Genomic DNA, 24,598 nt, shown 5'->3' with positions numbered 1-24,598 from the left:
ACAATCGGCATCAATCCTGTTTTAAAGGCCCGCCCGATAGTTGCCGATGGCTTCGGAGGTGCGCAGGTAGCGGCCGTATAGGCGGACGAGATGGATGCGGCCCTGGAGCTTCGGGCCGATGCGCAGATGCACCTCACCGTTGAGTTCCCGCAGGTGGGGGCTGAAGCGCCCCCAGCCAAACTGGCGGAACTTCCCGCCATCGCACAGCACGCCATCCACCACGAAGGAGACGATCTTCGGTCCGCCGTCCACAATGGCCACCAGGTGATGGCGGCTGCCCGGCGAGAGCAGACCCGGGTCACAATCCCAGCGATTTTCGGTGCGGCCGTCGTTGAGGACCATCTCCACCGTGCCCCGGGCCGTGGTCTGGAGGCAGAACCCCTTGCCGTTGCGGGTGCGGTTGTCCAGCAGGATCTGCCCCGCTGCCAGGGAGTCCAGCTGTATCCACAGCTCCACCGTGAAGCCGGCCCGCAGATCTTCGGTGCCGTGGTCGGCCCGGCTGGCGCTGCGGCGCACGAAGACGGGCAGTGGAGGTGCCTCCACCCGGTCAGGCATGGGAGAGCCTTGCTCCAAGAGCAGACCATCCCGGGCCACGGTCGCCCGCTTGAACTGGCCCCACAAGTCTGCCAGTAGGGTGGGATCCAGCTCGTGGACCCGGGCGATGTCCTTCTGGGTTTCGGTCACGAAATAGCGGCCGTCTTCCTCCACCAGGTCCGGGTAGCTCATGCGGATGAAGGGATCGTCGTCGTAGAGGGCGATTTCTGGCTGGCTCCAGCGGATCTCCTTGCCGTCGGGGCCGTCCACTTCCACCCCGCCGCAGAGCCAGACGGGGTTGCGGTCTTCGTACCAGGTGCCGCCGTGGTTGTGAAACCAGTAGAGGAAGTGGCCGTTCTGGCAGCGCCAGGCGAAGTTGGCCGCCCGGGGATGCTTGACCAGACGCCCGTTGGCGTAGCGGAGGTACTGGGGTTCTGTCCAGGTGTGGCCTTGGTCCCGGCTGTAGGCATAGGCTGGGTGGCCGTCGATGGTGCGATAGACGCAGAAGAAGGTGCCATCGCTGAGGACCGAATAGCTCTGCTCTTCGGCGATGGGGCCGCCGCCGGCAGGCGCCCGCAGGCCGTGGTCGCCGTCGGGCAGGGTCTCCCAGGTGATGCGTTCGGGGTCCCTTTCGGTGAGGATGTTTTCGCTCTTCAGCAGCACCCCTTCCGAGCGGGTGAAGAAGCCCCGTCCGAATCCCCCGACCTTGTGAAGGGAGACGTAGGCAGCACCGTCGTGGATGAAGGGGCGGCCCACGTTCCAGAAGAAGCGGATGGCGCCGCCGTAGACATTTTCCCGGTCGATGGCCATTTCCCGCACGGGAATGGGATAGCGCTGGGGGGACCAGGTGCGTCCGCCGTCGTCGCTATACTTGAAGACGAAGTAGCCCAGGGAGTCCACTCGCCGACACCAGCCGTCGGGGGCCCAGTCCGCGGCCACTTCCTCGGCCTTGACCTGGCGGATGTTGTCGGTGTTGTGGTTGTAGAAGGCGTAGATGCGTCCGCCGGGCACCTTGAGGAGCACGGCATAGGAGGCTTCCGGGCCATCGGCCGGCTCCAGGGGGACCGGCTGGCTCCAGGTGCGGCCCTGGTCGGTGCTGCGCAGGGTGACCACATGTTGGCCGGGGTGGCCTTCGTGGCCGCTGCCAGTGGTCATCACGCAGAGCCAGGCGCCATCGTCGGTCTGGACGATGTAGGGCTGGTCGCAATAAGTCTCGGAGGGAATTTCGTAGCCGTTGGCGATGTGGCGATGGTCGGGAATGGTTTCCATGGATATTCCTCATGTTGCTGGATGCCATCTGTTTTAGCGCTGCCCGGTCACATCACCCCCACCTGCTGTAAGGCCTCCAAGATGTCCCGGCGGCGGACGGGTTTGGGCAGGAAGAAGGAGGCGCCCAGGGAGTAGGCCAGCTGGGGGTTGTGGATGACTGAGCAGATGATGACGGGCACCCGGGCCAGGGCTGGCCTGGCCCGGACCCGCTGCAGGAATTCCCAGCCGTGCATTTCGGGCATCATGATGTCCAGGATGATAGCGTCGGGCACCAGGTTTTCCAGGAGTTGGAGGCCCTCCTGGCCATTGGTGGCGGCCACCACCCGGCACGCCTGGTCGGTGAGATACCGTTCCAGCAGGCTGACCAGCCCCTCGTTGTCGTCGATGACCAGGACGGTGGGGCCCCGGGTGGGGATTTGCAGGCAGATGGTCCGCAGCTCGGGTTCAGGTGTTTCCTGGCTCAGCTGCCAGCCCAGTCGGTCGGCGATTTGCAGAGTGACCAGATCGAGGGCGGTACGGGGCTGGCTGGCAGACGAGACGGCAAATTCCAGGGAGATCCGGACCGTATCCGACCGGTCATGCAAACGGACAGTGAGGTAACCGCCTGCGGCCTGTTGGATGGCATGGCTGAGGGTGTTGACCAACACCTGTTCGGCGATGGCCGGGTCCAGGGAAACCACGGCCTGCTGGGTGGAAAGGTGGATTTGGAGGTCGATGCCACGCTGGGCGGCCAGGGGAGCGACCACCTGCCGGGCATGGCGCAGGAGTTGCCCCAGGTCCGTGGGGCGGGGGTGGGGCTCAAAGCGGGCCATCTCTGCCTCGAAAGACGAGAGCTGAAGGGCGCGGGGTTCCTGGCGCGACAGCTCTGGGCGGCGTGCCCACAGTTGCGCGGCCACCCGCTCTTCTCCCTGGCGCAGATCCCGGTGGGCCTGGCGTTCGGAGAGGTTGAGCTCCTGGGCGGCCTGGAGCACGCTGCGGCGTTCCACATAGCGAAGGCTGAGCAGGTTGTAGATGCGGGCCGGTGGCGCGGCGAAGGGGACATGCGCGCCGGGGTTCAGGGCTTCGATGGCAGCAGAAAGCTCCCACCGCAGCCGCTGTCCTCGCAGCGCGGGCGGCGACTCCTCGCCGGCCCCTGTAGTAAAGGTCAGGGGATGGCGTTCCAGGAAGTCGATATCGTACAGGTGATCCAGGGCCTGCTTCACCTGCTCGACGAACTCGGGTGGTGGACCGGGTTCCGCTGGTGCAGGTTGGTGGCGTTCGTTATGGGACATGGCAGTCTTTGGCAGTGTTCTGGCAGCCTGGGGGGTGGCAAGGGTGGGCAATCTTTTGTTACAGTGAGTGGGAATCCCTGTCACCCGCAGAACCATAGCTTACCATCTGGCGCTTGTAGATGAAAAAGTGCCCTACTTATTGTTTACACTCTCACGAATCAATCTAGGAGGAACCCCATGCCAGCCAAATTGGATCGACGAAATTTTCTGCGTCTGAGCGGGACGCTCTCCCTTGGGACCCTGTTGGTTGCTTGTGCACCTGCACCTGCTCCGACCACTGAAGGCGCACAGGGAGAACCGTCTGCAACGGGAGAAACGGTTGAACTGAGCCTGATGATGGTCGATTATGCAGAGCCAACCAAAGCTGTCCTGGAAGATGAGATCATTCCAGCCTTCACCAGGGAGAAAAATGTCACGGTCAATGTCAATTACACAGATTGGGGACGTTATAATGAACAGATGACTACAGCCTTTGCCAGCGGTGTCACTCCGGATGTTTTCCAGGGAGGGGCAGTTTGGGCGCCGCAAATGGCCAAACGGGGATGGGCGCTGCCGTTGGACGATTACATTGCCCTGGCCGGCGATGAGTGGAACTGGGATGATTTCTTCCCGGCATTGCAGGACGATGTCACCATAGACGGTAGTATTGTGGCGGTTCCGTACCGGATTGACATCCGTTCCTTCTGGTACCGTCAGGACCATATGGAGGAGGCCGGGATCGCGGCACCGCCGACCAACTGGGAGGAGTTGCGGGAGTTTGCCAATGCGTTAACCATCCGGGAGAACGGGAAAATTACCCGGGAAGGATACCATTTTTCTGGCCCCGGCGGTTGGCAGAACGACTTGCAGGCTTATATGCAGTTCATGGAGATGGCTGGTGGGCAGTTTTTAAGCGATGATCTCACCCATTGTACTCTGGATGAGCCTCCGGCCATCGAAGCACTGGAATATGTGTATACCCTGGTCGTCGAAGATCAGGTGCAGCCCTATCCCGGCTTTGAAGCCCAGGGCGATCTGGCGCCGATTGCGGTAGGGATGGCCTCTTCGACTTACGATTCTTCCTTCCTGGAACGAGATGTCAATCTCTACGCCCCCGACCAGTTAGAGCATCTGGTGGTGACTTTGCCCTTACGCCACAAAGTACAGGCTTGCCACGTGTGGGTAAATAAATTCTTCATCTCGAGCCTGACCAAAACACCCGACATGGCATGGGCGTTTTTCCAGCATCTGACCAGCGCACCTATGTTGGAGAAATATTGTGCCAGTGCAGGAGTCACACCGCCCCGTCGTTCCCTGGCAGATGCGGAATTCATGACCGATCGGATGAAGGTATTATTGACTGCCACCGAGTACGCGGTGCCGTATCCCAAACATTGGCGGCTCATTGAGTTATTCCGGCCTTTGGCGACCAACCTGGAAAAGTGCCTGCGGGGTGAGCTTTCGCCTGAGGAGACGATGGTCGCCACTTGTGCGGAGATCGACGCCATCCTGGCCGAAGATGCATAGCAGTGCTCAGCCGGACCATCACGTCCCAGAAGGTCGACTTCGGTCAGAAGTCGGCCTTCTTCCAATTCCCCAAACCAGGTGTTGCATAGACCTATAGCCAGGAATGAGGCGAAAAGAACCATGTCGACGATAATGAGTGATTCTCCCACAGCTGTACGTCCCCAGCCCGGATGGCAACGGCGGGTGGAGCGCTGGATAGGGAGTGAATGGTTTACTGCCTATACCTTTTTGCTAGTGCCCATGCTGATCTTCATCGCCATCAAGTTCTATCCGGTCCTGTACAATATTGTCCTCAGCTTCACCAACTACGACCTGTTTTCGCCCATGAAGTTTACCGGCCTGGCCAACTACCGATGGGTCTTTACCACTGAGGTCACCCTGAAGGCCATTCGTAATACCATTCTCTTTACGGTCGGGAGTGTCCCTCTGGGCACGGCATTGGCCCTGGTCGTCGCAGTGCTCCTGGATCAACCTATTCGCGGGCGTATCATCTTCCGGACTATTTACTACCTGCCTGTGGTGACCTCGGTGGTGGTTTCGTCATTGATTTGGAAATGGATTTTTAATCCTCAGGTAGGCCTACTTAACTACTTCCTGGGGCTGGTGGGGATCCCTCCCCAGCAGTGGCTCTATGATCCGAAATTGGCATTGCCTTCACTGATTATCGTCACGCTATGGGCGGCTCTGGGTGCCAATATGGTGATTTTCCTGGCCGGTCTTCAGGACATCCCCACCGAACTTTATGAAGCTGCACGCATCGATGGAGCTAAGAATTGGCAGATATTCGCATTTATTACTGTACCGCTTCTACGCCCCATCATCCTCTTTGTCGTGGTGACTTACTCGATCGGTATTTTCCGTAGTTTTGGGCTGATTTTTATCTTGACCCAGGGTGGGCCTCTCCTGACGACAAACACCTTGGTTTGGGAAGTCTATATGAACGCTTTTGGATATCTGCGCCTGGGCAGGGCAGGTGCAATTTCCATGGTTCTGTTGGCGACAATTTTGTTGATTACGATTTTGAATTTCCGCCTCTTGCGCGAGGAGAACTAAGATGGCCCCATTGCTGACAAACAGACGGCAGGAATTCCGCTTAACGTTGCTGTTCGTCTATTTGCTGTTGACTCTTGGCGCACTTGTCATGATTCTGCCATTCGTCTGGATGGTGTTGACTTCGGTCAAAGTGGATGCGGAAATTTTCGGCATCACCCCACGCTGGATCCCAAGCCAGTTCGACTGGGCAAACTACGCCGATGCTTATCATGCCATCGATATGGGCCGTCTTTTTCGGAATACAACCTTCGTGACTGTTGCCGACGTGGCTGGCCAGATCCTTCTGGGCGCGATGGCCGGCTATGTTTTTGCCCGGCTGGAATTTCCCGGCCGTCATGCGCTGTTTTTTGCCCTCCTTATCACCATGATGGTTCCCTTTGAAGTTCTGGTGCTGCCTATCTTCTTGCTGATCCGTCGCTTTCCCCTGGCCGGTGGCAACGATCTGTTTGGGCAAGGGGGGATCGGCCTGCTCAACAGCTATCCCGGGCTGATTTTCCCCGGACTGATTTCAGTATACGGGGTATTCATTTTCAGGCAGTTTTTCCAGAGCTTCCCGCGCGAAATTGAAGATGCTGCCCTCATCGACGGCTGTTCCCACGCCGGCTTCTTCTGGCGCATCCTGGTACCCAATTCCAAGCCGGTGATTGGAACCATGGGGCTCTTTTCGTTTCTTTGGACATGGAACGATTTCTTGTGGCCCCTGGTGGTGGTGAAGGAAGATCAGATGAAGACCCTTCAACTAGGCCTTGCTGCCTTCAATCAGGAGTTTGGCACCCAATGGGCTGAACTCATGGCCGCGTCGGTCATGGTCACCGTCCCGGTCATTGCCCTTTTCCTCTACGCCCAGCGCTTCCTGGTGCGCGGTTTGGCCACTACCGGCCTGAAGGGCTGACCGTTTCCAGCACCTTGTGGACCTGCTCCATCAGCTCGCCAACGCTCACCGGCTTCTGGAGCCATGCCCGGATGCCCAACTGCCGCCAGTCCACCTGTTGCCGCTGGGATGGGTGACCGCTGATGATGATGGTGCGGATGGCGGGCGCCCGTTGCTGCAGGGCCCGGTGCAGTTCGATGCCATTCATGCCCAACATAGCCATGTCGCTGATGACCAGGTCCACCTGGCCGTTGACCTGTTCGTACTTTTCCAGGGCTTCCGCACCGCCGGACGCAGTCAGCACCTGGTACCCGTACGACTGAAATACCTCAGCCAGGGCCTCCCGCAGCAGCTCCTCATCTTCCACCAGCAGCAGGGTATGACTCCGCCCCTGGACAGTCTCCGTCGGCTCGGAGATGGTCTCCCCCATCTTCGGGGCCGGCAGGGCCGGCAGGTAGATGTCGAACCGGGCTCCCTGCCCCGGGCGACTTTCCACGGCGATCTCGCCGCCGTGCTGCTTGACAATCCCATACACCTGGGAAAGCCCCAGGCCGGTCCCCTGGCCTACCTCCTTGGTGGTGAAGAAAGGCTCAAAGATGTGGGGCAATACCTCCGCAGACATGCCCTCGCCCGTGTCGGTCACCGTCAGCCGGATCCACTCCCCGGCTGATAGGCCGGCCACCGGGGGCTGTTCGTTCGGTTGGACACACAGCCGTTCCAGTGTAAAGGTGAGGGTGCCACCCGATGCCATGGCATCTCGTGCGTTCACCGCCAGGTTCATCAACACCTGTTTGAGCCGGGTAAAATCGGCTTCCATGGTGAAATCCGCCGCCTGGTAGCTGTCCACCACCTGGATGTTGCTGGCCAGGGTTCGCCGCAGCAACTCCGCCGTCTCTGCCACCACCGCACTGAAATCATCGGTGGTACGCTTCAGGACCGACCGGCGGCTGAAGTCCAGGATCTGATGGATCAGGTTGGACGCGTGCTGAGCCTGGCGGATGATGTTCTCCAGCCGGCGCCGGCTCTTTTCAGGCATGGACAACTCGGCTTCCAGCAACTGGGCCAGGAGCAGGATGACCGCCAGAATGTTGTTGAAGTCGTGGGCAATCCCGGCCGCCAGCTGCCCCACCGCGGCCAGCCGCCCCTGCTGTTCGCTCTGCTGCTGGCGTTCTCGTTCCCGGGTTACATCTCGGATCTGGAGTAGCCACCCCTGCTCTTGCTGTTGGGTGTGGACGGGACGGGCACTGACTTCGTAGATGGTGCCCTCGGGCTGGTGGATCTCCTGGATTTCGCCTGGGGAGGAAGCGGTTAGCAGTACTTCCAACGGGATGGGCCCCAGGTGGGTCAGGGGTGTCTGGGACGGCATCTGCCCCAACCGCTGCAGGGCCTGTTCTGCCGCGCTGTTGGCCACCACCACCCGCCATTCCGGATCCAGGAAAAGGAGGCCATCCGGCGAGGCGTCCATGAGCATCTGGAGTCGCCGGGCCTGGGTCTGGACCTGATCCAACAAGTAGAGGCGCTCCAGGGCGGCGCCTACCTCCTTACCCACCGCCTGGGCCAGGGTCTCGGCATCGTGGGGCCAGGCATCCACATCCACCGCCCGGGCCAGGATGCCGCCCAAAACGCGGCCCTCGTGGGTGATGGGCGCGAGCAGCGTGTCCCGCCGGCTGCTTCGCTCGTCCTCCCCAACCTCGCCGGCAATGCGCTGGACTCCGGTGGAGAGCACCGGCGCGAGCCGGGCCTGCCATGCCTGCGCGGCTTCCAGCTCGATCCCTTCGGCGACCATCTCGTTGCCCACCCACAGGAGGACCCGGTCGGCCTGCAGGGCCCTGGACAGCTGGCGCGCGGTCTGCTCCATCAGCTCCCGCGGCGCCCGGGCCATGGCTCCTGCCGCGATGACCCCATTGAGGGCTTCCAGGTGAGCGGCCCGGCGCTGGATCTCTTCCTGGGCCCGGATGCGTTCGGTGATGTCCCGGTCGATGCCGATGGTCAGGGGGCGGCCATCCAGGTTGATGGGCGCGGCAGAGTACTCGATGACGTTTTCCTTGCCGTCGGGGCGAATCCAGGAGAAGAGGCCCCGATAGCGGAGTTGATGCTGGCGGATGATCAAGTTCTCAGCCCGGCTGAAGCGGCGGCTCACCTTGCGATGGAGCAGGGAGGTGTTGCCCAGGGCCAGCAGCTCCTCCTTGCTTCGGCCCGCCATCTCCGCGTAGCGTTCGTTGCATTCCAGCAGGCGGCGGGAACCGCTCTCGGGCAGCTCTTCGTAGATGCTGATGCCGTCGAACGCGTGCTCAAAGATGAGACGCAGCTTTTCTTCCGACGCGCGCAGCGCCTGCTGGGCCTGGCGTTGCTTGCTGATGTCCTCCAGGCTGCCTTCGCAGTAATGGTTCCCGTTGACCGGGTCGGCGATCTTGCGGGCCTGAATGCGCACCCAGAGGGTCTGGCCGTCCAGGCGGCGGAACTCCCCTTCGAAACGGCCTTCGGCCCCCGGCTGGGCCAGCTGGTCCTGCCACTGGGCTGCCAGGGCGGAGTCCACGAAGAAGTCCACCAGACAGTGGCCCAGGAGCTGGGATGGCCCCGGCGCGCCCAGGATCTCCGCCAGCGCCGGGTTGACGGCCACCATCCTGGCCCCCTCGCCACAGCGGAAGAGGCCCACGGGGACGCTGGCAAAGAGCTGCTGATAGCGCTCCTGGCTGCTGGCCAGCTGTTGTCGCTGGGTCTGCCGTTCCAGGTTGACGGCAACTACCTTTGGCAGGCGGCGATAGACCAGGGGCGTTTTGAGCAGATAATCGTCGGCGCCGGCTGCCAGGGTGGCGTCGGCCAGCGCTTCCTGCTCCAGCCGGATCAGGACGACAATGGGGAGGCGAGGGCTGTGGTCCCTGAGCAATCGGATCGATGCCAGCAGGTCCGCTCCCCCGGGCTGATCGTCGATGATGGCCACATCCGGTCGAAGATCCGCGGCGGCCTGGAGAACGGCCTGACCATCCAGGACCGGTTCTACCCGTGCTCGGGGGTAGAGGGTCTGGATCCCCGCCTGGATGGTAGAGAGGGAAGATGGATTGGCGTTGATTACCAGGATTTTGGGATCGGCCTGGACCATCGGGTTGGCTTGACTCCTGGAGCGCGTGAAGCCGTTCTGTCAGAGAATTTCGTAACAGGCGAAGAGTTGACCCAGGCCCTCCAACCCTTCTGTATCCAGATAGAGGGTGTGGAGGCGTGCGTCTATCGCCTTTGGAAACCGGGGGCCATCCACCACGGCGGCGAAGGGGTCGCCGGCCAGAAGTCGGCTGGCAAAGGTCAAGTATAATCGATCGAGCACCCCGCCATCCAGCAACATATGTAGGATTTTGGGGCCGGCTGAGGAATAAATGGTTCGGTAGCCCTGGTCCTTCAACTGCTGGGCCAGTACCTGCCCCTCCACCCGTTCGCCGCCGGCCACGATCACCTGGCCGGCCTGGGCTTCGAGCTCCTTCACCCGTTCCGGATCCGGATCGGCCCCGGTAAAGATCAGGACCCGGCGGCCACCGGCGGTCAGGACGTCGGGGATGGGAAAGCGCAGGCTGTTGCTGATGATGGCCAGATCCGGGTGGGGCTTCAGCCCCTGTTCGGCTCGCCAGGTGCGCAGGTAGGCATAACGGGGATCGTCCACCTGGAGGATCTCCTGGCCGCGGCCCTGGGCCCGGTCTCGCAGGTAGCGCCCTGTGGTGATGATGAGGTCCGCCTGGGCAGCCAGCTCCTGGAAGAGCTGCCAGTCCCGGTCATTGGCGATGGCCTTGGGAACCGCGAGCCCCTTGCCGTCTTCGTCTGGGATGGCGATGCGGCCGTCCAGGCTGACCACGAAATTGGCGTAGAAGAATGGGCGTTCGGAGGAGGCCGATCGGCTGCGCAGGTCGTGGGCCAGGTACGCACCAGTAAAGGGAACGCTGCGGCATTCCGGGTAGAGCTGACGCAAGGTGTCCATGGACAACTCCTGGGGAGTAGATGACATCACGTCGGCCTGGCTTCCATGTAAGGCTGGCGGGTGAACATGGGTAGTCAATCCCGGCAGAAATTCGCCGATGGTTTCCACCAGAGGGAGTGCGCCCAGAGGGCACCCGGAATTTCTGCTGTGGTATTTACGCCAGACTGTAGTAGCATAGCACGAGGTTCAGGGATTCTGCAATCCCATTCGAGGAATCGAGGAATCTGCTGTAAAAACCACAGATTGCACCGATGAACACAGATTCGCCATTTCATGATGGCTGCCCGTGGTCGGCGTGAGCATCCTGTCCTGAAAAAAGGCGCAGATTCAGCCCGGCATCTGCGGATGCCGACGCCGCGTCGTGGTTGTCCTTTCGAGGAGTGCGCATCTGCGGATGCGCACCACCGATGCGGCGCCGTCCTGAATGTGATAAGATTAAGCCACAAAGGGAGGGCCCAGAAGGCAGGAGCGGTGCCCTTGATGTCCACCTCTGGAGAAGACCGATGAGCGCTCAAACTGTTCGTCCGCCTGGCTGGCTTCTACGCTGGCTGGTTCCTTTGCTCATGCTGGGGCTGGCGGGCTGTCGCGCGGCCCGGGCTGAGCCCCTGCCCTATCTGGATCTGGAGGTTCGGCGGCCCTTGCCCATGGCCACGGCCGAGGTCACCCCCCTGCGCGTCGCGGTGGCGGCCATCATTTCCCCCCAGGGCAACGCGGAGAGCTACGGGGCATTGGTGCGCTATCTGGGGCAGCGCCTGGGGCGCCCGGCTCAGTTGATCCAGCGCAAGACGTACGCCGAGGTGAACCAGTTGCTGGCCGAGCAGGAGGTGGACCTGGGGCTGGTCTGCACCAGCGCCTATGTAGAAGGCCACGACCACTTCGGCATGGAGCTGCTGGCCGCGCCGGTCATCCAGGGGCAGACCGTCTACCATTCTGTCCTCATCGTGCCCGCGACCAGCCCGGCCCAAACCCTGGCGGACCTGCGGGGAGCCACCTTCGCCTTCCCCGATCCCATGAGCTTCAGCGGACGTGTCTACCCGACCTTCCGGCTGCAGCAGATGGGCGAGAGGCCCGAGACATTTTTCCGGCGGACCTTCTTCACCTACAGCCACGACCGGGCCATTGAGGCCGTGGCCGAAGGCATCGCCGACGCCGCGGCCGTGGACAGCCTGGTCCTGGACTACGCGTTGCGCCGCCAACCAGAGCTGGCAGCCCGGATCCGGGTGCTCCAGCGCTCGGAGCCCTTCGCCATCCCGCCCGTGGTAGTGCCCCCGGGGATGTTGCCCCGGCAGAAGGCCCTGCTCCAGGAACTCCTCCTGACCATGCACCAGGATCCAGAGGGCCGGGCCATTCTACAGGCCCTGAACATCGACCGCTTCGTTCCTATCGAGGATGTTGCCTACGATGCCGTGCGGGCCATTTATCGGGAGGTGCGCCTTGGAGAAGAGTAGGCCCCTGGTCTCCCTGCGCCAGACCAGACTGCCTTTGCCCGAGATGAGCACCTGGCTGGGCCGGGCCTGGACCGTCCTGGGCGGGGTGAGCATTCGCACCAAGATCATGGGGATTGTGCTGGCCCTCACCGTGGCCCTGGGGTTGGGGGTAACCTGGCAGGTACGCTCGGTGATGGAACGGGTCTTCTTTGCGGAGCTGGACAGCCGGGGCCGCTCGGTGGCCAGCGATCTGGCCGCCCGCAGCGTGGATCCCCTCCTGCTGAACGACCTCTACGGGCTGCACCAGCTGTTGAAGGAGACGGTGGCCAACCACCCGGATGCCCTGTACGGCTTTGTGCGCGACCGGGAGGGACAGGTCCTGGCACACACCTTTGGCAGCGACGGTTTTCCCGTGGCCCTGCTCTCCCTGCCCGACCCCCAGAATCCGGCGGACGGCATCCTGGTGACCCGTTTTGACAGCAGCCAGGGGATCATCCATGACTTCGCTGCCCCGATCTTCGAGGGGCGGGCCGGCGTGCTCCACCTGGGCCTGACCGAGACCCGGCTCCACAGCGTGGTCAACACCGTCACCGGCCAGATGTTGTTGACCACCCTGGCCGTGGCGGTGGCCGGCATTCTGGCCGCGCTCTTTCTGACCTGGCTACTGACCCAGCCCATCCTGCAGCTGGTGGAAAGCACCCAGGAGGTGGGCCGGGGCAACCTGCAGGCCCGGGCGCCCCACTGGGCCGACGATGAGATCGGCGCTCTGGCCGATGCGTTCAACCAGATGGTGCAGGACCTGGAGGTCAGCCGCCAGGCTATTGTGGAGAAGGACGCAGCCCGCAGCCGTCTGCTGGAACAGCTGATCACCGCCCAGGAGGAGGAGCGGAAGCGCATCTCCCGGGAGCTCCACGATGGGGTCGGCCAGGCACTCTCTTCGTTGATGGTGGGGATGAAGGTGATCGCCCAGCTGGACGATCCGGCCCAGATCCGCCAGCGGACGGAGGCCTTGCGACAGATGGCGGCCCAGACCCTGGAGGAAGTGCGGCTGTTGAGTCGCCAGCTTCGCCCCAGCGTGCTGGACGACCTGGGGCTGGAGGCGGCCCTGGAGCGCTATGTGGGCGAGTTTCAACAGCTGTACCCGGACATTCAGGTGGACCTCCACGTCGCCCTGGGCCATCGCTTGCCGCCCACCCACGAAATCATTCTGTACCGCATCCTTCAGGAGGCCATGACCAACGCGGCCCGACACAGCGGCTGTAGCACCCTCAGCGTCCTGATCCAGCAGCGCAGCGACCATGTGCAGGCCATTGTGGAGGATGACGGCCATGGCTTCGACCCGGTGGCGGCCCAACGGGAGGGCCGCAGCGTGGGCATCCATGGCATGACAGAACGGGCTGAGCTGGTGGGAGGAACCCTGGAGATCGAAAGCAGCCCGGACGGCACGGCCATCTACGTGGCCCTGCCCCTGCCTGCCGGACGCCTTTGACGCCCCGGGCCAATGGGGTATAATCCACCTATGTTAACGAATGAAAAGATCCCAGAAAAAACCGCACCGCGAGCTGCCGCGGTAACGAGCACTGAAAGCGCTACAGACACCGCTACAGACACCGCTACAGACACCGCCACAGAGAGCGTTGCGGAGACCGCGGCGCCTGTTCCCCTGGACCAGCTGGCCCGCTGGCTGAAAGTCCTCGCGGAGCCCCGCCGGCTGGCCATCATCAATCTGCTCATGCAGGGCGTCCAGTGCAACTGCGAACTGGGGGATGCCCTGAACATGCCGGCGAACCTCATCTCCCACCACTTGGGCGTGCTGCGGCGGGCCGGTCTGGTGGAGATGGAGCGGGACGAGCAGGACGCGCGCTGGATCTACTACTCCATCAGCCGGGAGGCCCTGGCGGAGATCAACCGCCTTTTCCAGACCTTCTTCGACCCGGCTCGCATCCAGGAGCGCACACCCGCCTGCCCGCCTGATGTCCGCCCCATCTCCCTGACGGCGACGCCAGCCACAGACCGGCTGGACGCCTCCTCCTGAGGCCCGGTGGGGCCGCCTCCGCTACTCCGCCCGGACCCGTTCCTCCTCCAGATCGAAGTCCCAGTAGCCGGGGCCGTCTGTGAAGAAGGCCGCGTTCAGTTCGATGTCGTCTTCAAATTCGGGGGGGACATCCTCCTCCGGGAAGATGGCCTCCACCGGACATTCGGGCACACAGGCGCCGCAGTCGATGCAGGTGTCCGGGTCGATGTAGAAGAAGGGCCAATCCGGATCGTCCTTGGGCCCGGGGACAATGCACTCCACCGGGCAGACTTCCACACAGGCTCCATCACGAACGCACAGGCTGGTGATGACATGGGTCATGGTTCCGCTCCTTAACGACCGATACCTTAACGACCGATACCTTGACGACTGATAACCAAACTGTTTTCACCTGCTCGCACAAGTGCTGACATTCACCTGCCTGAATCGCCATGGCCGACCGCCGCGGCAGGCGCCAGCGGTGGCCCAGGATCTTCGCGCCCCATTATCCTGGAGCATCGGGGCCGCCCTGAGAGGCGTGGGCTGCACCCCCTGCCTGGGAAGAGGCTGCCTGCAACTGGGCCAGGAAGGGCGTCAACTCCAGGTTGTAGGCCTGGGCTACATCGGCCAGCGTCTCAAAGGCCGCCAGGGGGCAGCCGACGCAGGCCATGGAGCGGCCCAGGAAGATCGGGATCGTCTGGGGCCACCGCTGGAGCACCTCATCCACGGTCATGTCGGCCATGGCGGACAGGTCCATATTTACCTCCTCCGCGGTTCAAGATAGTGGAGGAGGGGAGATCTGTCTTTGCGCGAGCGCAAATCCACGGGGAAAAGGTTCGTCACGGTATCGCCCCCATCTCCCCAGCTGGGGAGATGGGTTGGGGCGGAGGGAGCTTGTCAGGTCCTGAGAGACGTTCGCGCTGCTTCTTCGGATGGGGCGGTTGGGGCTGTCAAGAGGGAGCCTCCAGGGCAGGCGGCAGATCCTCGGCCAGGGCCACCAGGCCATGGGGAGAGCGGATGAGGAGACGCTGGCGGCCGGCTTCCACCAGCCCTTCTTTTTCCCACCGTTTGAGGATGCGGCTGACGGTGTAGAGGGTGGTGCCGGTCATGGCGGCCAGGTCCTCCCGGGAGAGGGGGAAGTCGATCAGGATGCCCCCTTCCACCTTGCGGCCCGTCTGGCGGGCCAGGCGCAGCACCGCGCTGGCCACCCGCCGCTCCACCCGTTCGGTGGCCAGCTCCCGGTAGCGCTCCTGCAATTCCTGGATGCGCTCTGCCAGCAGCCGCAGGGCGTTGCGGGCAATGGCGGGATAGCGCTCCATCAGCCGGGCCATGGTTTCGCCGTCCCAGCCCAACGCTTCGGATGGGACCACAGCTTCCGCCGCGGCGGGATAGGCGGTGCCGCTCAATACGGCCACCCCACCGAAAAGCTGACCGGGCACGATCACCCGGAGCAGTACCTGTTCGCCCTCGGGCGAGAGCTGGTTCAGGCGCACCCGCCCCTGGGTCAGCACGTAGAGGGTGTGGGCCTCTTCCCCCTGCACGAAGAAGAGTTCGCCCTTCTCCACCGCGCGGTGGTGGGCCGCCTGATAGACTTCCTGGCGCTCGGCAGGGGCCAGCCCCTGGAAAAGGGAGACCGTTTCCAGCAAAGGACTGTCGTTGGACTGGTGGGACTCGTGTTCGGCCATATCTCCATCATATCCCGGCTCTGGGCGGGCGGCAAATCGGGCGCACAAAAGCTTGCCAGGCGGCCAGCCGTTGATGTATGGTAGATGTATGGGCAAAGGGACGAAACCCATCCGCATTTTATTGGCAGACGATCATTCGGTGTTACGGGCAGGCCTGCGGGCCTTGCTGGACGCCCAGCCGGACATGGAGGTCATCGGCGAGGCGGCCGATGGCGCGGCCTGCGTCCGTCAAGCCGCGGCCCTGCGTCCGGACGTGGTGCTGCTGGACATCAACATGCCCCAGTGCAACGGCCTGGAGGCGCTGGCGCTGTTGCGGCAGCAGGCACCCCAGACCCGGGTGCTGGTGCTCACCATGCACGACGATGTGGGCTACCTGCGCCAGGTGTTGGCGTCCGGTGGGGCTGGCTATGTCTTGAAGCAGGCCGCCGGCGAGGAACTCCTCTCGGCCATCCGGGCCGTCCATCGCGGCGGCGTCTACCTCCATCCCCAGCACACCCAGGCCCTGTTGGGTGCTCCCCAGGAGCGGGAGGAAGCTGTGGCGCCCCCTCGGGACGAGAATGAGCGCCGCTACCGAAGTTTGAGCGAGCGGGAGGCCGAGGTCTTCCGGCTGGTGGCCTTGGGCCATCGTAACAGCGAAATCGCCGACCTTTTGCACCTGAGCGTGAAGACGGTGGAGACGTACAAATCCCGCCTGATGCAGAAGTTGGGGGTCAACACCCGGGCGGGCCTGGTCCGGCTGGCCCTGGAGCTGGGCCTGTTGGACCAGTGAACCTTTCGGCTGCCCTTTCCCGTGGGCTGTCGGCCTGTCGGGGAACTCCCTGACAGGCGCCCCAAAACTGTCTGTCATTCCCCGACGGGCTGTCAAGCTTTCCCCGCTACCCGCACCTTTCTCCCACCGGTACAATCTAATTGAATCCAGGCAGAAATTCGCCGATAGGTTCCATCAGAGGGAATGCGCCCAGAGGGCACCCGGAATTTCTGCCGTGGTATTTACGCCAGACTGTACCAGTTGCCAGCGGCGTGGCCTGGCCTTGCCGCCCGGCGTGAATCGAGTCCCATCTCCGAGTCCGTCCACCTACAGCCGTCCGGGCCATGGGGGGCGGACCGATAGGGTGACGAGGGAAACGTCGTCGCCTGCCGATTTGCAAAGGAGATGTCGGAGGGATCCGGCATTTCCTTTTTTTCTTGTTTCTTGCCAAGCGAGGAGGTAGGTGCTCATGGCTGAAGTGCTCGAAACAGAACTGCTTGAACAGGAAAACATCTTGATGCGGATGCAGGAGGATATCCGGCGGGCCCTGCAGAAGCCGGAGTCTGAACGGCGTTGGGTGATGGTCATCGACCTGCGCAAGTGTGTGGGTTGCCACGCCTGCACCATCAGCTGTGTGGCGGAGAACAAGCTGCCGCCGGGCGTGGTCTATCGGCCGGTGCTGGAAGAGGAGATCGGGACCTACCCCCACGTCACCCGGCGCTTCACGCCCCGGCCTTGCATGCAGTGCGATAACCCGCCCTGTGTCCCGGTCTGCCCGGTCAACGCCACGTGGAAACGGCCGGACGGCATCGTCACCATCGACTACGAGCAGTGCATCGGCTGCCGCTACTGCGTCACCGCCTGTCCCTATTCGGCCCGGACCTTCGACACGGGGCGCACCTACACCGAAGGGACGCCGGAGCAGATGGCCTACGAGCTGTTGCAGAACTTCGAGTATGGCCAGGGGTGGGCCCGCCAGCCCGGCGAGGAGGCCTCGCCCGTGGGCAACGTGCGCAAATGTCACTTCTGCCTGCATCGGCTGGAAGAAGGTGAGTTGCCGGCCTGTGTCACCACCTGTATCGGCGTGGCCAACTACTTCGGCGATGCCAACGATCCGGAGAGCGTAGTGGCCGAGCTCATCGCCCGCCCCAATGTGGTGCGCCTGAAGGAAGAGATGGGGACGGAGCCGAGGGTTTATTATCTGGTTTGAGATGGATGCCAATCTTGCTTGAAGGGGAGGTTGTCCGATGCAAAAACGTCTGTCATGGCTCCTTTGGGGGCTGGCCATCCTTGGGTTGGTGGCCGGACTGTATGGCTTCTATGCGCGGTTCACCATGGGCCATCAAATGGCCAGTTATGGCTCCTATGTTCCTTGGGGACTGTGGGTGGCGGCTTATATTGCCCTGGTCGGGGCGTCGGCGGGTGCTGTGGCCGTGGCCGCCGTTCTGCTGATGGCCCGCCAGCAGGCCTATTATCCGGTGGCCCGGCTGGCCCTGCTGGTGGCCCTGGTCACCTTCATGGCCGGAATGCTGAACGTCTGGCTGGATTTGGGCCATCCCTTCCGGGCCTGGAAGTTATTGTTACAGACCTCCTGGACCTCGGTCATGGGGTGGATGGCCTGGTTCTACACCCTTTATGGCGTCTTGTTGGTGGTGGGTTTGTGGAGTACCCGTAAGGGGGAAGTGCCTTTCTGGATGCAGCGATACGCCCTGCTTGTCTTTCTGTTTGCCCTGGCCTTTGCCGGCGCAGAGGGAGCGCTCTTTGGGGTAGTGGGCGCCCGGCCCATGTGGGAATCAGGGTTAACGCCTGTGCTCTTCCTGGTGGAAGGAGCGCTGTTCGGCGTCGGCTTCGTGGCCGCTGCCAGCTACATCAGTGGCCTGCTGACCGGGGATCTGGTCCGACGGGTCCGCCTTATCCTCCTCTGGCTGTTGGCCATTCTGGTGTTGGTCGAATGGGCGGAATTCAGCACTGGCCTTTATGCCTCCATTCCGGCCAAGGCGGAGGTCCTGCGGACCATCCTGGCGGGTGACTTCTGGTGGGTCTTCTGGGGCCTTCATCTGGGATTGGGCGTGTTTGTGCCCGCTCTGTTGTTGCTTTGGGGCCGCCAGCAGCCATGGGTGACAGCCCTGGCCGGCCTGCTCATCGGCAGCATGGGCCTGGCCAGTAAGATCAACTTGGTGGTGCCCGCCCTAGCCCAGGAAGAGTTGGAAGGGCTGGCCCACGCCTATACCGGACCGGGCCTATCTTTCCACTACTTTCCCACTTTGGAAGAATGGCTGGTCTTTGGAGGCACCGTCTCCCTGGCCCTGCTCATTTTCCTGATCGGCGGCCATCTGCTGCATCTCATTCCAACATCGGAGGTGGCGTAAGATGAAAGAGCGACTCTCGCCTACCCAGGCTCAACGCCTTGAAACCCTTTCGGATACAGTTTCATCGGACACAGGCCTGAAAATGGAAACAACTCCCACCCTCTCGCGGCGGGCCTTCCTCAAGACCACGGCCCTGCTGGGCGGGCTTGCCCTGGTGGCCGGCCATGCCCCCTGGGTGGTGGACGGCCTGACCGGGCGCATTGTCCCGGCTGTGGCCCAGGCTCAGCAGGCATTGGGCTCCGCTTATCCGCTGAACAAGCCGGAAAATATCCTGTACAGTGTTTGTCTGAATTGCCATACGGCCTGCAACATCAAAGCCAAAATACAAGATGGTCTACTGGTCAAGGTGGACGGCAATCCCTATAGTCCCATGAACTTGCTGCCTCACCTGCCCGAGGCGGCTCCGTTGGCGGATGCCGCCCGCGTCGATGCCAAGATCTGCCCCAAGGGTCAGGTCGGCGTACAGGTGGCCTATGATCCCTACCGGGTACGCAAGGTGTTGAAACGGGCCGGCAAACGGGGCGAAAACAAGTGGCAGGCCATCGAGTGGGAACAGTTTATTGACGAGGTGGTGAACGGCGGTGACCTCTTTGGCGAAGGCCCGGTGGAAGGCTTGAAAGATATCTATAAACTGCGGGACCCAGATCTGTCCAAAGTGCTGGCGGCGGACGCCGCTGCCGTAGCCGCCGGTGACATGACCGTCGAGGCATTTAAGCAGAAGCACGCGGATCATCTGGACCTGCTCATCGACCCGGACCATCCGGACCTGGGGCCGGTGAACAACCAGTTCGTCTTTATGGGAGGCCGTATGGAACACGGCCGCAAGGAACTGGGCAAACGCTTCACCTACGATGGCTTCGGCTCGGTGAACTTCTACTTGCACACCACCATCTGTGAGCAGAGCCACCACATCGCGTACGAGATGATGTCCGGCAAGACCCACATGAAGCCGGACTTCCAGCACAGCGAGTTCGTCATCTTCTTCGGCACGGGTGCCTTCGAGGCCAATTTCGGCCCCACGCCTATGACCGAAATGGTGACGGACAGCCTGGTACGGCGCAACTTCAAGTACGCAGTCGTCGACCCACGGCTGAGCAAGACGGCCGCCAAGGCCTGGCGCTGGATCCCCATCAAGCCGGGAGCCGATGGCGCCCTGGCCATGGGTATGATCCGCTGGATTATCGAAAATGGCCGCTATGACGAAGCTTATCTGCGGGCCCCCAACAAAGAGGCGGCCAACGCCATCGACGAGACGAACTTCACGGACGCCACCCATCTGGTGCGCACGGACGAGATGGTCTTCCTCAAGCCCGAGGACGCCGGCCTGGAGTCCCCGGAGGGCGGCGCCCGGGTGGTGATGGTGGACGGGACGCCCACTCTTTCCACCGAAGCCATGCAGGCCGATCTCTTTGTCGATAGCGTGGTCAACGGCATCCCGGTGAAGTCGGTCATGCAGCTTCTCAAGGAGCGCGCTCAGGAGATGACCCTGGAGGAGTACGCAGAGTGGAGTGGCGTACCGCTTAAAAATATTGTGGAGCTGGCCCAGGAGTTCACCAGTCATGGCAAGCGGGCCGCAGCCGAATTCTATCGAGGTCCAGTCCAGCACACCAACGGTTACTACAACGGCCAGGCCATCATCACCCTCAATGTGCTCATCGGCAACGCCGACTGGAAGGGGGGGCTGACCACCGGCGGTGGCCACTGGCACGAGGACGGCTCCAAGCCAGGGGCACCCTTTCCCAAGGCGGTGATTGTGAACGCACCTGGGGGACTGACCAAATTTGGAATCCATGTAAACCGGGAGGGAACTGCCTACGAACAAACTACTCTGTTTGAGGGATATCCGGCCAAACGGCCCTGGTACCCCTTCACCTATGAGCTGTACCAGAACATCATTCCCAGCGCTGCAGCCGGTTATCCGTATCCAATCAAGGCCCTCTTTATCATCAAGGGAACGCCGATCCTGGCCTCTCCTGCCGGCCATGCCCAGATCGAGATGTTGCGGGATCCGACAAAGATTCCGTTGGTCATCTCCTGTGATGTGGTCATCGGTGAGACTAGCATGTATGCCGACTACATCCTGCCGGATCTCACCTACCTGGAACGTTGGGGTACCCCGCACATCACCCCTGCCATCGTCACCAAGGTAAGCAAGGTGCGCCAACCCCTCATCGCACCTCTGACGGAGACAGTGGTGGTGGATGGGGAGGAGATGCCTATCAGCATGGAGGCTTTTCTCATCGCCGTGGGCAAGAAGCTGGGCCTGGCCGGCTTCGGTAAAGATGCCCTGGGGCCGGGTTATGACTTTAACCGACTGGAGGACTACTACCTGGCCATGTGCGCCAACCTGGCCTTCGGCGACCAGGAGGATGGCTCCGAAAAGTTGCCGGCCGCAGACGAGGAAGAGATGCGCATCTTCCGAGAGGCCCGGCGACACTTGCCTAAGTCTGTTTTCGACGAGGAAAAGTGGAAGCAGGCTATCCCGGAAGAGCTGTGGCCCAGCGTGGTCTACCTGCTGAATCGGGGAGGACGCTACGAACCCGCGACCAAGGCGTACCAGGGGAATAAGCTGGCCCACCAGTGGAAGGGCCAATGGAACCTGTACGTGGAGAAGGTGGCCAAGGGATACCATTCGATGACCGGCGAACGCTTCAGTGGACTGCCTGTGGTGGAACCCGTCAAGGATGCGGCCGGCAACGTGGTGGATGATGGTCCCGACTACGACCTGACTCTGATTACTTACAAGGAAATCGTAGGCGGACAGAGCCGTACCCACGGCGCGTACTGGATTCAGTACGCCGTCCTGCCCGAAAATTACGTCTACATGAACCGGCGGGATGCCGAGGCCCGAGGCCTGAAAGACGGCGATATGGTCCGTATTGTCTCGGCCAGCTTGCCGGACGCCCGTTTTGACCTGGGTGACGGCCGCACCTACGAGGTCAAAGCAAAGGTCCGGACAGTGGAAGGGATGCGGCCGGGCACGATAGCCATCTCCTGGAGTTATGGCCATTGGGCCTATGGCTCCAATGATGTGGAGATAGACGGAGAGGTGATTCCGGGTGACCCGCGACGGGCCAGCGGCACGGTACCGAATCCCTCCATGCGCGTGGATCCGGTGCTGAACGATGTGTGTCTCACCGATCCCATTGGCGGCAGTGCCAGCTTCTACGACACCCGGGTGCGGGTGCAGAAGGTGTGAGACGTCTCGGTGGGATGCGTAACCCGCCTGCACCGGGCCTGGGTTACGCATCCCGCCCTCTGGGAGGAAATCCCATGCGCTCCTATGTGGTTCCCGCAGGGCTGGTGGTCCTCGCCCTGATCGTCTGGTTGGCCCTCCATCCGCCACGCTTCTGGCTCAACTTCACCAAACAGGTGGCGATGACGCCGGAGGTGGGCGCCCGGCTGGTGGAGGAATACGGCTGCCGGGATTGCCACCGCATCGGCGGGGTGGGCGCGCTGAAGGCGCCTGCCCTGGATCCGGTGGTGCTTCACCACCGGGAGGACGACCCGGCCCTGGTGACCCTGCGCCTCTGGCTGCGCAACCCCAAGGCCGTCCGCCCCAACACGGCCATGCCCAACTTCCACCTCTCGGATTCAGAGATCGAGGCCATTTTGCTCTATCTCCAGGCCCAGAGCATGGACGTCCAGGCCCAATAACGGCCGGCTGGGGTAGTCCCATAGGACGGGCGGTACGAGGCCCTTTTTGAAGGGCCTCGTACCGTTTTTTTTCTCCGTTTCCACCCGTTGACAGCCAAAAGGCCAGTGGGTGATCGGTCGATGCCTTTCGACCATCGGCTGTGGTAGAATGGGCCTGGGGCTCAGAGAACCGAGCCAGTCTGGGTCGACATTCTCAGATGCCGACTCCGCATCGCAATGGCTGGCCATTGGCGGAGGGAGCATCCTGCCCTGAAAAAAAGGGAACACGGATGGACACGGATTGGTAGGTCCGGTCTCCTGGCCGGGCATCCGCACCCAACGTGATGGGAACCCATGCCACGCAGGGATGCGTGACCTACGGCTCATGCGGATTTTTCATCAGAGAAATGATAGACAGGAGTCTGTCCATGTTGTATCCCATCCAAAATCAAATCCGCAACAAGATGGATCTCTCCGGCATCTGGGATTTCCAGACCGATCCTGAGGAGGTGGGCGAGGCCCAAGGGTGGCCCCTGGGACTGCCCCAATCCCGGCCCATCGCAGTGCCGGGCAGTTGGAACGAACAGTACAGCGACCTTTTCGGCTACCTGGATCTGGCCTGGTATGTGCGGCGGGTCCACGTGCCGCCGGCCTGGCAGGGCCAGCGGGTCTTCCTGCGGGTGGGCTCCGCCTGCTATCACGCCACCGTCTACGTCAACGGCGTCCAGGTGGGTACCCACGAAGGGGGCCATCTGCCCTTCGCCTTCGACATCACCGACCACCTGCGCTGGGGCGAAGAGGCGGTGGTGGCCATCGCGGTGGAGAACCGCCTGATGCCAACCCGGGTGCCCTCGGGCAACATGCCGTCCATGATGGGCCTCTTTGCCGGGACTCCCCGGACCACCTTCGACTTCTATCCCTTTGCCGGCCTCCATCGCCCGGTGTGGCTCTACACGGTGCCTTCCATCCACATCCAGGATATTACCGTGACGACCCACATCCAGGGCACGGACGGCCAGGTCCAGGTGACGGTCCAGCTGAATCGGCCCGACCCGGCCCAGGGGACTCTGCGCCTTCGGGGAGAAGCCGGGGGCGCAGAAAGGGAGATCCAGGCGAGCCTGTCCTTTGTGGAAGGCGTGGCCCAGGCGACGCTGGAGGTTCCCCAGGCCCGCTTCTGGTCCGACCGGGATCCTTACCTGTACCAGTTGACGGTGGACGTGGCCGCGGAGGGGGCGGATGGGCGCGTGGCGGATCGTTATTCCCTGCCCGTGGGCATCCGCACCATCGCGGTGCAGGACGGGCAGATCCTGTTGAACGGTCAGCCGGTGACGCTCAACGGTTTCGGCCGCCATGAGGATTTCTACGCCAGCGGCAAAGGGTTGAACCTGCCGCTGCTGGTGAAGGACTACCACCTGATGCGCTGGGTGGGCGCCAACAGCTATCGTACCTCCCACTATCCCTACAGCGAGGAGGAGATGCAGCTGGCCGACCGGGAAGGCTTCCTGATCATCGACGAAACGCCGGCCGTCAGCCTCCAGTTTGGCGATGCCGAGAACATCCCCGTGCGGCTGCAGGTCTGCCTGCAACAGCTCCAGGAGCTGATTGCCCGGGACAAGAACCACCCGTCGGTGGTGATGTGGTGTGTGGCCAACGAGCCCATGCCCGCCCGCTTTGGCCTGGCCGCCCTGGAGCAGAACACGCCCGATCCGGCTGAAGGGGCGGGCAAGGAGTTCCTGGAGACCTTGTTGGCCCGGGCCCGGGCGCTGGACCCCACCCGGCCGGTGACCATCGCCACCATCATGGGCGGCCCCCGCTCCTGGATGGAGCAGTGCGACGTGATTGCCATGAACCGCTACTGGGGGTGGTACAGGTACGGCGGCGAGTTGGACAAGGCCCGGGACAGCCTGGCCCAGGAGTTGGACGAAGTTTGGACCCAGTGGCGGCGGCCCATCATTCTCACCGAGTTCGGCGCCGATACCCTGGCCGGCCACCATGGCCATCCGCCCCTCATGTGGACCGAAGAGTACCAGGCCGAACTGATCCGCATGTACCTGGAGGTGGCCGCGGAGCGGGACTTCGTGGCCGGCATGCAGGTCTGGAACTTTGCCGACTTTGCCGCGGTGCAGAGCATCATGCGGGTGGATGGCGTCAACCACAAGGGGATCTTCACCCGCAGCCGCCAGCCCAAATTGGCCGCCCATGTCCTGCGGGAATTCTGGGCCCGGGAGTAGTCAAAGAATCAGTTCGACAAATC

General features: G+C 62.5%; 19 protein-coding genes and 1 riboswitch. Of the genes, 12 read left to right on the top strand and 7 right to left on the bottom strand.

Annotated elements, in window-relative coordinates; translation table 11 throughout:
• Positions 1–21: 21 nt before the first annotated feature.
• Together FKZ61_RS02365 and FKZ61_RS02360 are read right to left on the bottom strand one after the other, a co-directional pair.
• Entirely contained in the window at positions 22–1,803 is a 1,782-nt protein-coding gene (locus FKZ61_RS02365) for a LamG-like jellyroll fold domain-containing protein (protein ID WP_141608462.1), read from the bottom strand.
• 47 nt (positions 1,804–1,850) lie between these two features.
• Positions 1,851–3,074, bottom strand: a complete 1,224-nt coding sequence (locus FKZ61_RS02360; protein ID WP_141608461.1) for a response regulator — start codon at positions 3,072–3,074, stop codon at positions 1,851–1,853.
• 177 nt (positions 3,075–3,251) lie between these two features.
• On the opposite strand from FKZ61_RS02360, the gene FKZ61_RS02355 reads away from it, so the two are divergent.
• From FKZ61_RS02355 to FKZ61_RS02345, 3 genes are all read left to right on the top strand, one after another.
• On the top strand, positions 3,252–4,580 hold the full coding sequence (locus FKZ61_RS02355) for an extracellular solute-binding protein (RefSeq protein WP_141608460.1): 1,329 nt from the start codon (positions 3,252–3,254) through the stop codon (positions 4,578–4,580).
• A gap of 120 nt (positions 4,581–4,700) precedes the next feature.
• Positions 4,701–5,633, top strand: a complete 933-nt coding sequence (locus FKZ61_RS02350; protein ID WP_141608459.1) for a carbohydrate ABC transporter permease — start codon at positions 4,701–4,703, stop codon at positions 5,631–5,633.
• 1 nt (position 5,634) lies between these two features.
• On the top strand, positions 5,635–6,525 hold the full coding sequence (locus FKZ61_RS02345) for a carbohydrate ABC transporter permease (protein WP_141608458.1): 891 nt from the start codon (positions 5,635–5,637) through the stop codon (positions 6,523–6,525).
• Here FKZ61_RS02345 and FKZ61_RS02340 read toward each other — a convergent pair.
• On the bottom strand, positions 6,506–9,604 hold the full coding sequence (locus FKZ61_RS02340) for a PAS domain S-box protein (RefSeq protein WP_141608457.1): 3,099 nt from the start codon (positions 9,602–9,604) through the stop codon (positions 6,506–6,508). The genes FKZ61_RS02345 and FKZ61_RS02340 overlap by 20 nt on opposite strands.
• Before the next feature lie 39 nt (positions 9,605–9,643).
• The gene (locus FKZ61_RS02335; RefSeq protein ID WP_141608456.1) at positions 9,644–10,465 is read right to left on the bottom strand and encodes a RibD family protein; all 822 of its coding nucleotides are present in this window, start codon (positions 10,463–10,465) and stop codon (positions 9,644–9,646) included.
• 503 nt (positions 10,466–10,968) lie between these two features.
• On the opposite strand from FKZ61_RS02335, the gene FKZ61_RS02330 reads away from it, so the two are divergent.
• The 3 genes from FKZ61_RS02330 to FKZ61_RS02320 are packed head-to-tail and all read left to right on the top strand — an operon-like array spanning position 10,969 to position 13,927.
• Complete coding sequence (locus FKZ61_RS02330; protein ID WP_141608455.1) at positions 10,969–11,913, top strand: substrate-binding domain-containing protein; 945 nt, start codon at positions 10,969–10,971, stop codon at positions 11,911–11,913.
• Positions 11,900–13,381 (top strand): HAMP domain-containing sensor histidine kinase, encoded by a 1,482-nt coding sequence (locus FKZ61_RS02325; RefSeq protein ID WP_170199111.1) that lies wholly within the window; start codon positions 11,900–11,902, stop codon positions 13,379–13,381. Before FKZ61_RS02330 ends, FKZ61_RS02325 begins: the two co-directional genes overlap by 14 nt.
• 30 nt (positions 13,382–13,411) lie before the next feature.
• The gene (locus FKZ61_RS02320; protein WP_141608453.1) at positions 13,412–13,927 is read left to right on the top strand and encodes an ArsR/SmtB family transcription factor; all 516 of its coding nucleotides are present in this window, start codon (positions 13,412–13,414) and stop codon (positions 13,925–13,927) included.
• 21 nt (positions 13,928–13,948) lie between these two features.
• On the opposite strand, the gene FKZ61_RS02315 is transcribed toward FKZ61_RS02320, so the two are convergent.
• The 3 genes from FKZ61_RS02315 to FKZ61_RS02305 form a co-directional block, all read right to left on the bottom strand.
• On the bottom strand, positions 13,949–14,248 hold the full coding sequence (locus tag FKZ61_RS02315) for a 4Fe-4S dicluster domain-containing protein (RefSeq protein WP_141608452.1): 300 nt from the start codon (positions 14,246–14,248) through the stop codon (positions 13,949–13,951).
• 163 nt (positions 14,249–14,411) lie between these two features.
• Entirely contained in the window at positions 14,412–14,663 is a 252-nt protein-coding gene (locus FKZ61_RS02310) for a DUF1858 domain-containing protein (protein WP_141608451.1), read from the bottom strand.
• A gap of 193 nt (positions 14,664–14,856) precedes the next feature.
• Positions 14,857–15,591 carry a Crp/Fnr family transcriptional regulator gene (locus FKZ61_RS02305; protein WP_170199109.1) on the bottom strand — a complete coding sequence of 245 codons (735 nt, stop codon included), beginning with the start codon at positions 15,589–15,591 and terminating at the stop codon, positions 14,857–14,859.
• A gap of 88 nt (positions 15,592–15,679) precedes the next feature.
• On the opposite strand from FKZ61_RS02305, the gene FKZ61_RS02300 reads away from it, so the two are divergent.
• The 6 genes from FKZ61_RS02300 (at position 15,680) to uidA (ending at position 24,575) form a co-directional block, all read left to right on the top strand.
• Entirely contained in the window at positions 15,680–16,360 is a 681-nt protein-coding gene (locus FKZ61_RS02300) for a response regulator transcription factor (protein ID WP_141608449.1), read from the top strand.
• 278 nt (positions 16,361–16,638) lie between these two features.
• Positions 16,639–16,760, top strand: a riboswitch (molybdenum cofactor riboswitch).
• 48 nt (positions 16,761–16,808) lie between these two features.
• A complete protein-coding gene (locus tag FKZ61_RS02295) occupies positions 16,809–17,549 on the top strand; it encodes a 4Fe-4S dicluster domain-containing protein (RefSeq protein ID WP_141608448.1) in 741 nt (246 codons plus the stop codon).
• Positions 17,550–17,586: 37 nt separating this feature from the next.
• The gene (gene nrfD, locus FKZ61_RS02290; protein WP_141608447.1) at positions 17,587–18,708 is read left to right on the top strand and encodes an NrfD/PsrC family molybdoenzyme membrane anchor subunit; all 1,122 of its coding nucleotides are present in this window, start codon (positions 17,587–17,589) and stop codon (positions 18,706–18,708) included.
• An 82-nt stretch (positions 18,709–18,790) separates the two neighbouring features.
• A complete protein-coding gene (locus FKZ61_RS02285) occupies positions 18,791–21,907 on the top strand; it encodes a molybdopterin-dependent oxidoreductase (protein WP_141608446.1) in 3,117 nt (1,038 codons plus the stop codon).
• 74 nt (positions 21,908–21,981) lie between these two features.
• On the top strand, positions 21,982–22,365 hold the full coding sequence (locus tag FKZ61_RS02280; RefSeq protein WP_170199107.1) for a c-type cytochrome: 384 nt from the start codon (positions 21,982–21,984) through the stop codon (positions 22,363–22,365).
• Between the two features lie 407 nt (positions 22,366–22,772).
• A complete protein-coding gene (gene uidA / locus FKZ61_RS02275) occupies positions 22,773–24,575 on the top strand; it encodes a beta-glucuronidase (RefSeq protein WP_170199106.1) in 1,803 nt (600 codons plus the stop codon).
• The last annotated feature ends 23 nt before the right edge of the window (positions 24,576–24,598 follow it).

This window comes from Litorilinea aerophila (assembly GCF_006569185.2).
Taxonomy (GTDB): domain Bacteria; phylum Chloroflexota; class Anaerolineae; order Caldilineales; family Caldilineaceae; genus Litorilinea; species Litorilinea aerophila.
The sequence above is the reverse complement of the archived record's forward strand: the minus strand, read 5'-3'. Positions and strand labels throughout refer to the sequence as shown.

Coding starts and splice junctions, on each gene's coding strand:
- FKZ61_RS02365 (WP_141608462.1), bottom strand. CDS start 1,803: ATGGAAACCATTCCCGACCATCGCCACATCGCCAACGGCTACGAAATT.
- FKZ61_RS02360 (WP_141608461.1), bottom strand. CDS start 3,074: ATGTCCCATAACGAACGCCACCAACCTGCACCAGCGGAACCCGGTCCA.
- FKZ61_RS02355 (WP_141608460.1), top strand. CDS start 3,252: ATGCCAGCCAAATTGGATCGACGAAATTTTCTGCGTCTGAGCGGGACG.
- FKZ61_RS02350 (WP_141608459.1), top strand. CDS start 4,701: ATGTCGACGATAATGAGTGATTCTCCCACAGCTGTACGTCCCCAGCCC.
- FKZ61_RS02345 (WP_141608458.1), top strand. CDS start 5,635: ATGGCCCCATTGCTGACAAACAGACGGCAGGAATTCCGCTTAACGTTG.
- FKZ61_RS02340 (WP_141608457.1), bottom strand. CDS start 9,604: ATGGTCCAGGCCGATCCCAAAATCCTGGTAATCAACGCCAATCCATCT.
- FKZ61_RS02335 (WP_141608456.1), bottom strand. CDS start 10,465: ATGGACACCTTGCGTCAGCTCTACCCGGAATGCCGCAGCGTTCCCTTT.
- FKZ61_RS02330 (WP_141608455.1), top strand. CDS start 10,969: ATGAGCGCTCAAACTGTTCGTCCGCCTGGCTGGCTTCTACGCTGGCTG.
- FKZ61_RS02320 (WP_141608453.1), top strand. CDS start 13,412: ATGTTAACGAATGAAAAGATCCCAGAAAAAACCGCACCGCGAGCTGCC.
- FKZ61_RS02315 (WP_141608452.1), bottom strand. CDS start 14,248: ATGACCCATGTCATCACCAGCCTGTGCGTTCGTGATGGAGCCTGTGTG.
- FKZ61_RS02310 (WP_141608451.1), bottom strand. CDS start 14,663: ATGGACCTGTCCGCCATGGCCGACATGACCGTGGATGAGGTGCTCCAG.
- FKZ61_RS02305 (WP_170199109.1), bottom strand. CDS start 15,591: ATGGCCGAACACGAGTCCCACCAGTCCAACGACAGTCCTTTGCTGGAA.
- FKZ61_RS02300 (WP_141608449.1), top strand. CDS start 15,680: ATGGGCAAAGGGACGAAACCCATCCGCATTTTATTGGCAGACGATCAT.
- FKZ61_RS02295 (WP_141608448.1), top strand. CDS start 16,809: ATGGCTGAAGTGCTCGAAACAGAACTGCTTGAACAGGAAAACATCTTG.
- nrfD (WP_141608447.1), top strand. CDS start 17,587: ATGCAAAAACGTCTGTCATGGCTCCTTTGGGGGCTGGCCATCCTTGGG.
- FKZ61_RS02285 (WP_141608446.1), top strand. CDS start 18,791: ATGGAAACAACTCCCACCCTCTCGCGGCGGGCCTTCCTCAAGACCACG.
- FKZ61_RS02280 (WP_170199107.1), top strand. CDS start 21,982: ATGCGCTCCTATGTGGTTCCCGCAGGGCTGGTGGTCCTCGCCCTGATC.
- uidA (WP_170199106.1), top strand. CDS start 22,773: ATGTTGTATCCCATCCAAAATCAAATCCGCAACAAGATGGATCTCTCC.